Annotated in this window: 7 protein-coding genes and 1 tRNA gene; 7 read left to right on the top strand and 1 reads right to left on the bottom strand. The window is 55.8% G+C overall.

What is annotated here, in order from left to right; all coding sequences use genetic code 11:
- The 7 genes from QZR17_RS07560 to QZR17_RS07530 form a co-directional block, all read left to right on the top strand.
- A partial coding sequence (locus QZR17_RS07560) for a tetratricopeptide repeat protein (protein ID WP_297129589.1) occupies positions 1–713 on the top strand: 713 nt, incomplete at its 5' end.
- Between the two features lie 153 nt (positions 714–866).
- Positions 867–2,750, top strand: a complete 1,884-nt coding sequence (locus tag QZR17_RS07555; RefSeq protein ID WP_297129587.1) for a hypothetical protein — start codon at positions 867–869, stop codon at positions 2,748–2,750.
- A gap of 135 nt (positions 2,751–2,885) precedes the next feature.
- A complete protein-coding gene (locus QZR17_RS07550; protein ID WP_296158722.1) occupies positions 2,886–4,616 on the top strand; it encodes a hypothetical protein in 1,731 nt (576 codons plus the stop codon).
- A gap of 34 nt (positions 4,617–4,650) precedes the next feature.
- On the top strand, positions 4,651–5,634 hold the full coding sequence (locus QZR17_RS07545; protein ID WP_296158721.1) for a FimB/Mfa2 family fimbrial subunit: 984 nt from the start codon (positions 4,651–4,653) through the stop codon (positions 5,632–5,634).
- Between the two features lie 8 nt (positions 5,635–5,642).
- Positions 5,643–8,624 carry a hypothetical protein gene (locus QZR17_RS07540; RefSeq protein WP_297129585.1) on the top strand — a complete coding sequence of 994 codons (2,982 nt, stop codon included), beginning with the start codon at positions 5,643–5,645 and terminating at the stop codon, positions 8,622–8,624.
- Positions 8,624–11,716, top strand: a complete 3,093-nt coding sequence (locus QZR17_RS07535; protein WP_297129583.1) for a fimbrial protein — start codon at positions 8,624–8,626, stop codon at positions 11,714–11,716. The genes QZR17_RS07540 and QZR17_RS07535 overlap by 1 nt, the downstream gene beginning before the upstream one ends.
- Positions 11,717–11,734: 18 nt before the next feature.
- Positions 11,735–14,926 carry a fimbrial protein gene (locus tag QZR17_RS07530; protein WP_297129582.1) on the top strand — a complete coding sequence of 1,064 codons (3,192 nt, stop codon included), beginning with the start codon at positions 11,735–11,737 and terminating at the stop codon, positions 14,924–14,926.
- Between the two features lie 876 nt (positions 14,927–15,802).
- Here QZR17_RS07530 and QZR17_RS07525 read toward each other — a convergent pair.
- Positions 15,803–15,874: transfer RNA gene (locus QZR17_RS07525), tRNA-Met, on the bottom strand.
- Positions 15,875–16,496: the final 622 nt, after the last annotated feature.

Below are 16,496 nucleotides of genomic sequence, written 5' to 3'. Positions count from 1 at the left end.
AGTATAATAAGGCACTCTCCGAGCGCCGTGCGAAGTCCTTTGCCGACTACCTCAGCCGCACCCACGGCATCAAGCGGTCCGACATGACCATCGCCGGACGTGGTGAGGACTGGGCAGGCGTGGAGAGGCTCGTCCGCGAGTCGGACCTCAGCTACAAGGCTGACCTGCAGCAGATCATCGACAACTACAGCGGTGACGCCCGCGACCCGAAGGTTCGCGCCCTCAATGGCGGTGCCCCCTTCCGCGAGCTGGTGTCTGACGCCGGCCTCTACGCCAAGGTACGTCGCACGGACTACGCCTTCCGCTACACCGTCCGAGGCTTCAACCTCGAGGAGGCACGCGAGCGGATCAAGACTAATCCGAAGCTTCTTAGCCTTAACGAGATGTATCTCGTTGCCGACAGCTACAGCATAGGCTCCAAGGAGTACGATGAGGCCTTCCGGATCGCCGCCAAGTACTTCCCTGATGAGCCCATCGCTCTTGTCAATGCGGCAGCTGCTAAGCTTACTGCCGGCCGGGTCTCCGAGGCCGTCACTCTCCTCGACAAGGCAAGTGATAATCGTGCACAGGCACTCAACAACCGCGGTATCGCCCTTGCCCTCACCGGCAAGTACGATGAGGCGGAGAAGTGCTTTACTGAGGCCATCGCCAAGGGCGACAAGCGTGCCGCCGACAACCTCGCTGAGCTCCGCAAGCTCGTCGAGAGCCTCTGATAGGGACTTATCTACCGGGCACAGCGGTGCCCGTCCGACCCGTCCGACTTGTCCGACTCGTCCGATGATAAGCGCCCCCCCCGATAAGACTATAATAGACATTACTACAATCACAATATTTATTTCTCACACTGTTTTACAACATTTAGTTTTATGAAAAATGTAGCAACAGTACTTGCAGCAGCTGCCGTGGCGTTTGCCTTTACGGCTTGTAGCAAGACTAACAATGGCGTAGAGCCTGCAGACGAGGGCACGACCGGTCTCCAGCTCTCCGTCTCCTACTTCAAGGCCCAGTCGGGCAACCGTGCCATCACTGATGGTCAGGACAAGGAGGTAGAGGGTACCGATGCCGAGAATGCGATCAAGAGTGGTCAGCTCCTGATCAGCGATCGCGCCGCTATCGATATCCCCTTCGGCACCCCCGTCAACAACGTGTGGACCAGCAAGGTGATCAAGACCAACCCCGCTCCCAGCGTGACCATCACTCCGCTGATCAACATGGCTGCCCTTGGCTTTACCAAGGCTGACCTCGACAAGGACAAGACGGTCGCTATTGCCGATATCGATAAGCTGGCCTCTGCCACCGGTGGCTTTGCCATGTCTACCTCGGCTGCTGATGCCTCCAATACTCAGGAGATCGTGGACGGCGTGACCGACCCGAAGGGTGAGAATAAGAACTTCTTCAAGTTTACCCTCCAGCGTGTGGTCTCCAAGGCTCAGCTCTGGGCGGCTACGGTCAATGTGGAAGGCGCCAAGAAGTATGGTGTCATCGATCCCTCCACACTTCAGTGGTCTATGGCCGGATCAGCCAAGCAGGCTTACCTCTACACCGACTACGCCGGCAATACTAAGGCTGATATCTCTCTCTCGGATGACGGCTTTTACCCCGCACTTACGACGATCTCTGCCAAGGCTGGCAAGACCGCTGAGGGTGTCACTGCCGGCACTAAGGTCTACGACTTGATGAAGCAGAGCGACTATGCTGCGAATGTCGGCGAGTACAAGGCTGACACCGAGGCAGGCGTGAAGAACTTCAAGGCTCGCAACGTCCTCACCGATGGTGTAGACCTCAACGCGGAGCAGACGAATGGTAAGTCCCTTGAGAATGGTATCTACTTCCTCGAGCATGCCCTCAAGGAGACCGTAAAGGGGTCAACCACTCCCTACGAGCCCAGCAAGGTGACCTACGGTGACGTTGCTTATGTCAAGGTCTACGGTAAGATCAACATCAAGAAGGGTAAGAAGGTTGATGCCAAGGTACAGACTGAGAAGCCTGACATGTCTAAGGCCTCAGAGCTCTACGTTGCCGGTCTCAAGGCAGCTGACGTCAAGGAGGCTACTGAGGCTGACTTCGGCGATCGCTACTACTTCATCGTAGTCCGCAAAGACTCTAAGTGGTACAACATCAACAGGAAGGTGAAGGCTGCTGTCCTCGCCGATCGTGATGCTGAGACCGCTTACTACCTCGTGCACGACAAGGCAGGTGAGTTCTACGCTGCCGGTGATGGTGAGGATGCCGTTGTCTACAATACCCTCGCTGCCGCTCTCGCTGACGGTCAGACCAAGATCCGTAAGTACTGGGGCGCTGATAAGGACTTCAACGTCGTTTACCTCTCTCCGCTTAATGCCCAGGGTGAGGTCAATAAGGTCTACAACTGCGACACCCGTCGTAACAACATCTACGACCTGAAGCTCCGCACCATCTCCGGTCTTGGCTTCAACTACGACCCCAACGATCCCGACACTCCGAAGGATCCGAGTAAGCTGGTTCCGAGTGATCCTAATGATCCTAAGACGATCACCCCGATCGATCCTAACGATCCGAACGATCCGAACAACCCGAATAACCCCGACAAGGGTAAGACCCCCGGTGACCCGAATATCCCCACCCCCGGTGAGGACAACCCCTTCGAGCCGGAGCCTACCAACCCTCCTGTCAACAACACCAAGACCTGCCTGCAGGTAGAGTGCACGGTGCTCTCCTGGAACCTCGTCCAACGCGCTCTCGACTTTACCGGTGGCACCTCCGGTCTCTGATCCGTAATGATTAGGAGATAAATAGCGTGGGCTCCTAAGCCCCGCACAGGGTAGGGGCGCCTGACCGCTCCCCTACCCACCAAAAGCAATAAGTAATGGCGCTCCGGTGAGAGTGCCGCCATAAAAAACTTCATCATGCAGAAGAAGAAGTACATACTACCTCACTTGGTCGTCTCGGCGCTGATGCTGCTGCCTCTTGCCGGCTGCAAGGGACACTCCGATGAGCCGACCGACGGTCATCGCTCCGCGATACAGCTGCAGGTCACCCCTCGCACCCTCGCTACGGGAGCCCGCGCCATCACCGACGCACAGGATATAGATGTGCCCGGCATCGACCCTGAGGATAAGATCCGCGATGGGCAGCTCTTCATCGGAGAGGACTTCGGGCTGACTGCTTCGCGCAGCTTTAACCCTAAGGGTGGCAATAAGTGGAGTGCTAAGTTTGAGGAGGAGCTGGACAACCCCAACTCCCGTCATCGCATCGCTGCGGTGATCAATAGCTCTCGGCTGGGTCTCCGCGGCAGCGACTATACCAGTGAGTCGACTGTCTCGCTCACCGATATCGATCGGATGATCGGGAAGAGCTTCCTGATGAGCTCCACCTTTGGCAATAAGAGTAAAAATTTCTACACCCTCGCCGAGGATAAGTGCACGGATGTGAGGCTTGACGTGGAGCGAGTAGTCTCTAAGGTTCAGCTTCGTCGCGCCAAGGATATGACGGGTGAGGAGATGAAGGAGACTTATGGCCTCCTCCAGCCTGATAAAATGACCTGGGCTATCGCAGGCTCAGCTAAGAGCGCTTACCTCTTCACCGATAATGCGGGCAGTCTTCATCTCGGTGATGATGGACTGTACGAGGGTCTCAAGACCATCTCTGCTAAGGAAAAGAGCATGGGGGGCTACGACCTGATGAAGCTCTCCAACGAGGGGTTGTCTGATAACTTCAAGGCTCGCTCCATCTCTACCTTTGAGTCTGGTAAGGTGGAGAACAACGATCATGGTCTCTCTACAAAGGACGGGATCTACTTCCTCGAGCATGCCCTCAATGAGACTAAGGCAGCTACCCCCTATGATAAGTCTGTCACCTACAAGGATGTCACTTATGTAAAGATCTATGCCGGTCTGACTCCTACCAAGGGCTATCGCATCGACAATAAAAAGGTGACTTTCCTCCGACACAAGGTCTTTGCAACGCAGGACGAGGCTGTCGACGGCTTTACTGAGAGCGATCCTGCTGCTACATCCGGCACACCGCAGTCACCGGAGCTCCTCGACCAACAGTTGCTGAAGGACATAGATGCTGCAGAGACCTATACTGACCGCTGGTACTGGGTCGATGTGACCGACACAAAGTGGTTTAAAGCTCTTTCCGAAGAGGATAAGAAGAATCAGACGATCAGGGAGGGAAACGACTACTATTCGACCGATGGTAAGGCTACCAAGAGGAGTTTCCTCCTGGTGCATGACCAGCCTACGACCTTCTACTACGGTATCGATGACCACACCATCTACGACACGCTCCTCGCTGCTCGTGCAGGAGGTAATAGTAAGATCCGCAAGTATGAGGGTGGGAAGATGGTCTACCTCTCTCCGCTCAATGAGCAGCGTACTAAGGAAGGGGGACCGGTCTTTAATTGCGACACCCGCCGCAATAACATCTACGACCTGATCCTCAATAGCATCACCGGTCTGGGTCTCAATTACGACCCCGTCGATCCTGATGACCCCAATATCCCCAAGCCGGGAGATAATCCCTGGGAGCCGGAGCCCAATATTCCTCCCATCAATGGCCGGGAGAATGTGATCCGCATCACAGCCACACCGCTCCAGTGGAATACGATGGACCATACCTTGGAGCTGAAGTAATAAAGACAACAATTTATATAAGAGATATAGAGCAATGAATAACTCATCGCACCATACGATCAAGTCTCTCAGAGGGATGCTGGCCGTCGCAGTCGCTTCTCTCTTCGTGGCCGGCTGCCATTGCAGCATCAAGGAGGACCTCTCCGACTGTCCTCAGGGAACTGTCTTCTCCTTCGACATCCTCTATCCGCAGACGATCAATTACTCAGAGACCGTCAAGGAGGTTCGGGTCTTCGCCTTTGACGAGGATGGTAAGCTGATCACGGAGATCGCTGACAAGCCCTCCGCCTTTATCCCCTCATACCGCATCAAGACGGACTTCTATCGCCCCGGGCATAAGACCACTTTCTATGCCTGGAGTGGCTCCAACCTTGCGCAGTACGACTTCACGGGCTTCAAGCCCGGGACACCTCTCAGCGAGATGATGGTCTCCCTCGCCAAGCAGGGCAGCACCCTGGAGGCCAGTGCCTCGCCACTCTATGCCGGCAAGGCTAAGGAGATCCTCGATCAGCAGGAGCGTATCGGCACAGTCTTCGACACTGTCCACATCGACTTCCGCCAGATCACCAATCGTGTGAAGATCATCGTCGAGGGGCTCAATCCCGACCATCAGTACACGATCCGCTTCAGGGCGCAGAACAGCCGATACACCGGTGAGGGGAACCTGCTACCCGACTCCCAATTTGAGTACACCACCAAGATCGAGGATGCCACCGGTAAGTATGGTAAGGCGATCCGGGGTCTCTTTGATATCCTCCTCCTGGATCAGTCGCTCGACTACCCCATCGAGATCATTGACACCGACCTCCACAAGGTGGTCTACTCCTTTGACCTGCTGAAGGACTACATCTGCTACGATGGACCCTTTGCGGAGACGGCTAATCCCTTCCGCCTGGAGCGCAATCACGACTTCGATATCTGGATCCGCCTCATGGAGGACAAGCCCAAGGATACCTACTTCGCTGTACAGGCTCGCATCCTCGACTGGAACCTCGTTTTCCGTAATCTCGACTTCTGAGCATAGCCATGACTATTTATCATAAGATAGGTCTCCGCTATCCGGGGATCGCCGGGGTGGTCCTCGCTCTCTTAGTGGCGCTCTCGGGCTGCCACAAGGAGGTGGGCGAGAGTGGCCCCACCGGTGAGAGCGATGGCGGGTCACGCCATGTCCGCATCGCTGCCACGATCGACTCCTACTCACTTCCGGGCAGTCGCCCCTCGACACGTGCCGTCGGTACGGTGGGTGAGGTGCCCGGTAGCGGTATATGGACGCCGCATGCAGAGCTGGGACTCAACTACGAGCGTGCTGTCTACTTCGCTGTCCTCTACATCTACCCGGAGGGAGCTCCAGAGCCCTCGTCCGCTTGGATCTACTACACCAATGCTTTTGCAGCAGGCTGCAAGAGCCTCAAGGGGGACACATCAAGCCCTCTCTCAGCGATCACTGACCTTGATGAGCTGAGCCAGAGCAATAGTCACGTGCGCCACTTCGCCTCCACGGAGCTGCCTGAGGGTGCCCTGACGATGGACCTTGAGCTGGAGCCGGGCACGTACAAGTTTGTCCTTGTTGCCAATTCCCTCCCTGCCCTGACTTCGGCGATTGAGAATACCGCTTCCCCGGCTGATCCTCGTGGTCTCACGTCTAAGGAGACCGCATTCACTTCGCTCGACCTGATGCCCAATACGGTGACGAAGCTGCCTCGGCGCTTCATGCCTATGGTCGGCTCACAGGACTTTGCCATCACCTCCAGTACGGATGTGCCGCAGGTGGTATCTCCCGATATCCGCCTGGAGCGCACCTTTGCCCGTCTCGATGTCTGCCTGACAACGGCTAAGAATGAGACGAAGGAGGAGTATCACAGTAAGGACGGACTGACACCCAAGGACTATCGCTTCCTCAGTTACTCGCTGAAGGGAATGGGCGGATACGCTCAGCCACTCTTTCCACTCTCCGGAGAGATCTCCGTCGTAGAGACTAAGAGCACTGCCACTGTTACTGCGCCGACAGGCTCTGAGCCGACAAACTTTACCCTCTCCGCCGGAACGGAGAGCGAGGAAATACTCCTGAGGGATATCAAGGGACGCTTTGACGACAAGCAGGTACAAGCATTCAATACCCCGGATGATCCGTCGACTACACCGTGGACTCTACCGATCCGCATCGGGAAGCTCTGGAAGGCACCGATCTTCCGCTCCGAGGCAGCCGCTGACAAGGGACTCACAGGATCCTACTATGCGAAGTACATAAGCGACCCTGAGAATACGGAGAAGACAGAGACTCATCCCGCCGTCCACCTCTATATCCCCTCACTCTTCCAGGCTGACGATAACCACGAGGTTTCATTCGGACTAACGTTCGGTCGAGCAACCAACGCCACAGAGACCAGAGACTACACCATTTCTCTGACAAACGAAAGGGGTGCTGCTGCTGATTTCCATGCCATCCGTCGCAACACGTGGTACCGGTATGAGCTTAAGTTCTACGGAGAGTCGCTTAAGGTTATCGGTCCTCTCACCATTACCCCCAAGGACTGGACGGTAGAGGAGGAGCAAGCAGACTTCGTTGATGAGTACATCGCACTTACGAGAGACACCGTTGATCTGAATGCCTTTGCCGATGCACAGGGAGACTTTATGATCCTCATGGATCAGCTTATATCCACTCCGACAAAGCTCACCTACGACTTTGAGGGCGGGAAGATCCCCGACTGGCTGACAATGGACGAGCAACCGGAGACCATTAGCGGACAAGCGAAAAGGGTCGCATTCCACACCCTTAGTGATAATGATGGAGATGATGATCGCGTCCGCACCTGTAAGCTGACGATCACTCCTGAGGGCTACTCCAGACCACTCGTGGTGGTCATCCGACAGATGCCGGTACTCTATGTGACTGCACGGCAATATGTCGCCTTTGTGGGAGATGCGGCATCGGGACCGCTTGAGACTACCATTAAGGTACAGTCCCACCACTATGACTGGGTCCCCGAGGTGGTAGACACGTGGGGGACCGCTGCATCGACAGGAAATTGGATCAAAGTGGAGAAGCTGTCACGCAGCAGCGAGCTGAAGATATCGGTAAAGCCGGTTGACAGGCTCAATATCCTCCGCTATGCCACCATCAAGATCTACGATGGCTCCAAGCACCCAACCTACATCCGTGTGGAGCAGGGAGGATACAAGGCTCTGACACTGGAGAATGGACAAGTGTGGCTCGACCGGAACATGGGCTCGCTCTCCTATGCACACTACACTCAGTGGGGCGGATCCGCAGAGATCACCGGATTTGACCGCGTGCGTGTCAATGGAGCGTTCTACCAGAGTGGACGAGTACCCGATGGTTATCAGTACAATGGTATCAACGTCATCGATGGGAATATTAACTCCAACCTCAGTGAAAGTGAAGTCTCAGAAGTGCAGGCATGGCGCCAGCCGCGACGTATCGGTGATGCCACCACCTCCTGGGGAGTGTCACCCAATACCCATGAGGAGACAGCTCCAAAAGCCGACCCTCAGTTCCACAAGTACATTGTGCATCCAAAGGATTGGTACGACAAGGCAACATTCACTCAGCCCCGGTGGTACAAGCATATCCCGGGAGAGAAAGACAAGGGTCTTGATCCCTGCCCGGAGGGTTACCGGATGCCGACCAAGGATGAGTTTGAGCTTATGATGAAAAGCACTCTCCTCACTAATTCTGATTATGCGAGTCGCGACTACTACGAGAATGCCGTGGGCTACTTCTTCAAGACCACCGATCCGACTCACTCCTTCTACCTGCCTCTCGGTGGCTGGCGAGATGGGTCCGGCATGCTACGCAACTGGTTATTCATCGGTGAGACAGCAGTTCCAGGAGCCTGCTACGCACTCTATGATCCCGCATCTCCCATGTCCGGCGGATACTGCAGTGTAGGATTCGGGAGCGATGCACCACACAGCTATGTCGAAAAGGGAAATACGACAAACGGTCTCCTCGTCCGTTGCATCAAGATTAGGAACAACAACTGATGGGACAAATGGATATGATGATCAAGAATAAAGTCTTACCTCTGATCCTGCTCTTTGTGGCAATCACCCTCCTCGCCTCCTGTACAGCGGAGAGGGGGCAGGAGCCCGGCTCCGGAAATGGCTTGACGGGGCTCTCCCTCAGGATCACTCCGGACAATCCCCGAGTAGAGGAGATTCTCCGAGCCAATGAAGTGGGCACGGAGACCGAGAATAAGATTGAGAAAGTGGATGTCTTCATCTTTGACCAAGCCGGCACAACGCTTGTCGGATCTGCCCTCGGACAGACGGTCACTGCAGGAGCGACAGGCACGATCTCTGTCACGGTAGACCAGATCCCATACAAAGGTACCGGTCGTACATTCCAGGTTGCCGTTGTTGCCAATGCAGAGGGTGCCGTCACCTATCCAAGTCTCACAGGTCTAACACTGGACGGCCTCTCCTCTCTCCCCGTCATGAAGACGGACGACACCGCTCGCCCCCCCTTGGTGATGTATGGGACGGCTGAGCTGAATGCCAATCCCTCCGGCATCGTCACCGGGGAAGTCCGCGTCAAGCGTCTTGCCGCTGCCATCGAGCTAAGGGGTGAGGGAGAGATCTCCATAGGCGAGACTTACCTCGTCAATGCGCCCAAGGGAGCTACTCTTGCCGGCGACCCCCTCACCGGCGTTGCCACTCTGACCTCCACGACCACCCATGCGACAGGGGAGAGGGCTTATGTTTACCCTACGGCATCAGAGCAGCGTGCATACGTTGTCTTCAAGGCTAAGAATCCCTCCGGATTGGATAACTACTACTTCTTTTCGCCCAAGGATGGTAGTCAGCCTTCCCAGTCCCTTGCCGCCAATACACTCTATCGGGTAACGATAAAGAAGCTCACCGCAGACGGATACGATACCCTCGATGCTGCTGTGGCAGCCATCCGATCAGGAGAGGATCGTAATCGCGAGTCTCTTGTCTACACGGTTGCCGAGTGGACTAATGTCGGTACAGCTGAGACGGTCTTCTTCGGTCGATATTTCCTCCGGATCGAGAAGTCCAACTTCCAATTTGACCGCGAGCAGATGGACGAGCTCACCTACGTCTACACCAATGCTCCGGGACTCAAGCTGATCGCGCCTGCGGAGGGGACCTTTAGCGAGACGAAGCAACACCTTGCGGCATGGGCCACTTCCACCCTGCAGCCTGCCTACGAGGGCAACGAGAAGCCCGGGCGACGCTACACGCTCAATGTCGGGGTCTACCAGTACCACTCTCTTGTAGCCGATGATGTGCGACGCGCATTCGGCTGGGTAAGGGCGACAGGTATCCACACCAACGATCTGCAGGTGCAGTACTCCATCACACAGGATAATATCAACCGCTTCTACCCGGATGTGGTACGGCTGGCAGCCTCGCCCGACCGCTTCAAGATCACCGCCAAGGAGGTCCAGTACCTAAAGACACGCATCACGACCAACCTCCCCAAGCTGGGCTGGCGTCTCTTCAGTGTCACCCCCTCTACGAGTGGGCGAGACTTCATCGAGCGCATCTTCGTCCTCGACGACCACGGAGACCCGGTTGATCTCTGGAGAGATGACAAGCCGGGTAAGTACGATGCCGCTGAGTTAGCAAAGAGGCGACAGCAGCTCGGCACAGACATACTCTACATCGACACCAAGGCCATGGGAGATCTGGAGCCTGATGTGGCCACGATCACTCTCTATGGAGGTGAGATCGGAGGTCAAGTCTTCCACAAGCTCCCGATCCGAGTCTACCGCGAGTTCCAGCTGGACTATAATATCGTCTACCCCGAGTCCACGGAAGCGAATGCCGTGCCTCTTGATATGCGTCGAAACAAGTATGTCATCGAGACCCCTCTCGGATGGGATAGCGAGCAGGACTATACCTATAAGGTCAATGTCACGTCCAATCTCCGGTGGGAGGTCTCTAAGGAGCCCGCATCTGACGGCTCCGAGATAGACTGGGTCACCATCACTGGCGCAAATGGGACTAAAGATGGCTCCTTTTCCGTCAAGGTCTCCAAGCGCCCCACATCCCAGAAGGTGGATCACTTCCTCCCGGCTCGAGAGGCACACATCTCCCTGAAGGGCTACGTCAAGGGCAGTCGCGAAGCGATGGCTGTACGCGACATCATCATCTATCAGGGTGGCTACGTCAAGATCGGTGACAATTACTGGCTTGATCGCAACCTCAAGTCCGGCTACTCTTATGCCAACCACGAGGAGGCGATCGATAAGACAGACAAGCTCTACAAGGTACCCGCCTATTACGCCAATACAACGTACAAGGACTCCAAGATCAACTCGACTCTCTACCCCTATGCCATCCCTATCGGTCACACAACTGATGTCTATGGCGTCTACGCCCTGAATAATCGCACCTACCTCCCCAACTCTGCCACTACGCCTAACGGATACGGCTCTGACGGGTACTTCTTCAGTCGAGCTCCCACGAGCGGCTATGCTCAAGGAGACACAGAGGAAAAGTCGGTCGGGCTCTACAGCAATTACTACACAGGCAAGATCTATAGAGGACAAGTGTATCAGGATAACATTGGGTACTTTTACGTCCATCCGACCTATCGTGTCAAGCTGTACATCTCATGGGATCAGACTAATGGTGTATATAGGGACAAGAACATCATAGCCGATAATGAGCCCTTCGTCAATCCCTGTCCCGAGGGATGGCACGTCCCGACCAAGACTCAGCTGGAGTCACTCGTAGACCTCCTCGGCAAGACGTACGGCAAGCCTACGCCGCTGATGAATCTCGATGAGACCTACTCCGCCATTGACGGAGAGATGGGCGAGAATAATAGTGGGCGTTACCTCGTGGCTGATCCGATGACCCGCTCCTCCAGTACAGGCGTTCATTGGTACCTCCCGGCTGCCGGCTATCGACCCTTCAATCACGCCGACATCCGCACTATGGGAGTCACCGGAGCCTACAAGACCTATGAGCTGGTGAATCCCAATGCCACCGGCAGTATCAAGTCTCAGCTGCTCTACTTCTCTCCCACCAAGGTCTGGATGCACACCGAGACCTGGGCCTTCACCTCCTCCGTCCGATGCGTCCGTAGCGTAAACCCATAAATGACTGACATCATGACCATGATACAGACAAGAAATCTCTCCCATACGCTCCTGCTCTCACTCCTGGCACTCCTGTCCCTCACCCTCACGGGGTGTCGCCAGGATAGGCTCTGGGGTGATGAGGTCGATCCCGAGGGAGGAGACCAGACGATAGAGCTGTCAATCCTCCTCCCCGACAATAGTGGCTCCCTCAGGAGTACGGAGGGGGGAGACACAAAGGCAGAGACCAAGATCGAGACCCTCGACATCTATCTCTATGAGGGCGATCACCTGGACACTACCGATGCACCGAAGACAGCACCCGAGTACCATGAGCGGATCACCGTAGGCAAGTCCTCCGGCATCCTCCACAGAGCCATCTCCTACAAGAATGCCTCAGCGACCTATCAGGTGCTTGTCGTCGCCAATGCCAAGGAGGGATGGCTCACCGGAAAGGAGAAAGTAAGTGAGCTGACAGACAAGGTGGTGGAGGACAAGCCTACCATCGCCGGTCCCTATCTGATGACGGGACGATCCCGAGACCTTACCCCGGCAAGGGATCACCACGTCGATGTGGTGCTGAGCCGCATCGTATCTAAGATCAATATCACCAATGCGACTCCGAAGGATAATCAGTTCGAGATCCTCGCCATTGTACCGATACGCCCGCTGAAGTCCTATCTCTTTTCGCACGTTGTCCCATTTACCGCAGGCGACAACGAGCGTGCCGACACGCCCATCACCCCTGATGGGCAGCCGAGTATGGTCGCGGAGGAAGCGGTGACGATGGAGTCACAGTCCTCCACGGTTACTCTTATCACCTATGAGAGCGAGCTGCCCAATACACTCGAGAATAAAAACATCGGTGGTGGTGTGCTCATCAAGGCCCGCTACAACGGCGAGACTTGCTGGTATCGCTTTGCTCTAATGGATCGGCGAGGTCGAAGGATCGTCCGTCGCAACTCCATCTACACCATAGAGATCAAGGAGGTAAACGGGAGGGGCTACAACACTCCCGAGGATGCCATCAAGCGTCGTCCGGTCAATATGATCCTCGGCGTCACCACCCTCGAGCGCTCCATCAAGCAGTCGGAGCAGATCATTACGGACGGAGAGTACTTCATCAGCTCTACCAGAGCTTTCGTACACCATGGTACCAGAGCCAGTTACGAGTATGAGGTGGGTGGTAAGAAGTATGCCACAGATCCGAATGACCGACAGTTCACCGAAGAGATCACCGTGCGGACGAATATCCCCGAGTTCAAGGGCTTTAGGATCTTAGAGGAGAAGTACTCATTCGCAGGGGATGGGACTACTCAGTATCCCTTTAGCGATCCCGACAACATCTCTTGGATCAATGCCCGATTGGTGGATCACGTCTCTGTCGGAGACGGTGATCTCGGATTTGGCGTAAAGGATCTCAAGTACGACTTCCGCGGGCTCTACATCGATGACCGGTGGAGAGGGGCGACGGAGCAGCAGCTCATCGACAGCAACTACAAGAGGAGCGTGGAGTATAAGATAGGTGTCGCCAATTACCCCAACCTCTACCTGCGTATCTCCATCGACCAGACACCCGATGAAGTGCTGCGTGATCAGCTCCTGCTCTACCCCTCACTTATCTCGGCTGACAGCCGTCGTGATGAGGTTTTCGAGGTGAGAGTGGATGCCTACCGACCGGGTAATAGGTGGGAGATCGTCGGCGTCAGCTATCTCACCGGGGACTCTCCCGAGCATCAGGATTGGGTTAGCTACAGTCCCTCCTCAGGGGTCGTGGGAGAGGATGGGCGAATACTCCTCTCCACGAGGAAGCTCAACTTGGGGCAGAATACCGGTGAGGCTCTCGTCAAGGTGAAGCTTACAGATGCCAAAACCGGTACCCTGATCGACTTCAAGACGATCCGGATCACCTCCGGACAGGCACTCGACTACGACATCGTCTATCCAGAGGGCTCACCCAGAGAGAAAGACCTGAGTCGTACCTTCCGAGTCATCGAGACACCTCTCAATCAAGTCGGCGACCTCATTTACACCGTCAATGTCCGAAGCGTCACTCCCTGGCACGTCCAGAGTCCGGTGAAGGACGACGGATGGCTCTCCCACTCAGACCCATCCATAGGCACCGACACCGGCACGACCGGCGTCGGCTACAACGGCTACTTTACCGTCACGATCAAGGAGAACCGCGTGGAGCCACTCAACGGACTGTACAAGGCTCGTCAGAGCCTCGTCCGGATCATCAGTGAGCGGGCCTCTCTGGACATCCTTGTCTACCAAGGGGGGTATGTCGTGATCGGCGACACCAAGTGGATCGATCGCAACCTGATGCGTACTGCTAGGAAAGATATGGTGGATTACTCTCCTGCGGGCTATTATCGTATGCCGGATGGCTACAATACTACTGCGATAGAGTATTTGCTCTATCCGGCTGCTGTCCCGATAGCATTTGGAGAAAATACGTTTGCCTGCTACGCCAAGCATAGAGCAGAAACGAAGAAATTGATCTATGGCGCTACTACTACCAATCTCCCCTTCGTAAACCATAATTATGCCGGCTATCCAGACTTTTTTGCCTACGTATCAAAGGGGGCTAAGCCGAGTCCTCAGGGAGACGGCTACTTCGGTGGGTGCATGCCCGCAACTCTTATGGCACGTAGTTACTTCACTGACGCTAATTCTGCTCCGGAGAACGCATGGAATGCCAAGGCTGAAATGGATAACTCCATGGAGCGAGACCCGCTGAAGGAGGCGACAACGAAGGGTGCCTACGATCCCTGCCCTAAGGGTTGGCGTACGGCAGCCTATCGGGAGGTGAATGAGCTGGTCCAGCACATGGCACGTGATCCCCACTTCTACAGTGCAGGGCTGGAGGATACCTTCATCAACTCCGATGACCCAGAAGCGGTCCGCAAGGCAGGTCAGGACTACAAGGCTCCATACAATAACGGAGTGTACTTCATCAACGAGGACAACGTCAATGTATGGTTCCCCTACGCCGGCTACCGTCAGGCCTCCAATGATGTCCCCGATGTGGATGGTAGTGCTTTCTCTCAGCTGATGAAGCCGGGGTATGAGGGACGCTACTGGTTCAATTTCTTCTACGGCGACGGCAATAGCATCTTCCTCAGCATCAAGACCACGGCCGATGGCTCGCTCAAGGCAGCGCTCATGCCGGACAACGCCTTCTTCGGCGCTTCCGTCCGCTGTGTGCAGGATAAGGATCTGAACTAATGCTCGGTCGATACTGAGCGCATCCCCATTGATAGTGAGCGCCCCGCTGCAGCCTTCTGACTGCAGCGGGGCGCTTCGTGTATGCAGAGCCTCCCGAGCCGACTCGCCGGGAGTCAGGTGGCGCCAGGGTGTCGGACACATCGGAGGGCGTCGGATGATAGGGAGCAGGCGGTGAGACCTGTGGTTGCTGGTTAAGCGGCTGATGGTAAGGTCAGAGAGAGAGGGGGGGAGTGCTTGGGGTCCGGTGGCTAAGGGAGTCTCCCCCTGCCTGATGAGGTGCATCCCTAATACCGATATTAGTCATTTCTTTTATCGGTATTAGTAATCTCTAATATCGGTATTAGTGATCTCTAATATCGGTATTAGAAATGGGACTGTAGAGGAGCCCTCGGGACGTCGGCCCCGGGACAGGGGCTCTCGGCTGTCCCTGTCAGCTGGATGGAACGACTCCTCTCCTCTTCGCCGGCGGGTCGGTCAGGGGTGACGTTTTTGGATTTGTTTAAGGTCTCCCTGCGGTAAAAGGCAACGATCCCTCCGTGGCTAAGGCATCACAAACGACACCGCGACCCCGCAAGGGTGTCGCACTGGTTGCCTGACTCCCTGATAAGTGCGACACCCGGCGTGGTCGTCGGAAAGGGGGATTTCTGCTCGGCGACCCACAAGGGGTCGAGGGGGTAGGGGCGGGTCTCGGCACATCGGTCACCGCTTCGCGGATGACCGATGCCTATGGATCGAGCACCCTTCGGGTCCCTCCCGGATAAGCCCCCTTGGCATATGATTACCCTAAAGCTCAAATGCGTCACCCCTGGCGTGTCGGTCCCTTAGGAGACAAAAAAAGTACGACCATCCTCATAGAAGATAGTCGTACCTCAGTAGTTGCGGGGACAGGATTCGAACTTGCGACCTCTGGGTTATGAGCCCAGCGAGCTACCACTGCTCCACCCCGCGATATGTCTTTCCTCCCTTGCTTTGTGGTGCAAAGGTACGACTTATCCCGCACATATCCAAACTTATCACGCCCCTCCCGCCCGGTCTGCCGAGAAGACGGGTCAGGGGTGACGCATTTGAGTAGCACAGAAGTCCACCAACTCATTATGAACGGTGGGGAACGAGGCACCCCGGCAGGGGTGCTCAGTGTTTAGCCCGGGTGTCAAGGAGGGGCGCAAGCCCCGACGAAGACCCCGGGATAGCTCGGTGGAAAAAAGCCCCACGACCCCGCTAGGGTGTCGCACTATCAAGCTTGCCCGTGGAGTGCGACACCCTAACGGGGTCGTATATATAAGGCGTATCGTCGGTAACCCGGGGTCTTCGGCACTTCGTGCCTCGACACCCGGGCTAAAAGCCGACGATCCCTCCGGGGCTCCGCCCCTGCGGGATCGGCAGTCGGGATTGCACAGCGATAGGGATTGTCACTTCTTTGCAGTAGAGCTCAAATGCGTCACCCCTGGGGGAACGGACAGGGGTGACACATTTGATCATTACAGAAGCCATTCAACTCATTATGAAGGGTGGGGAACGAGGCACCCCGGCAGGGGTGCACGGTGTTTAGCCACGGGTCAAGGGGCGTAGC

It is taken from the genome of uncultured Porphyromonas sp. (genome assembly GCF_900541275.1).
Lineage (GTDB): Bacteria > Bacteroidota > Bacteroidia > Bacteroidales > Porphyromonadaceae > Porphyromonas_A.
Note: the sequence above shows the minus strand (reverse complement) of the source record. Positions and strands in the feature narration are given on the sequence as shown.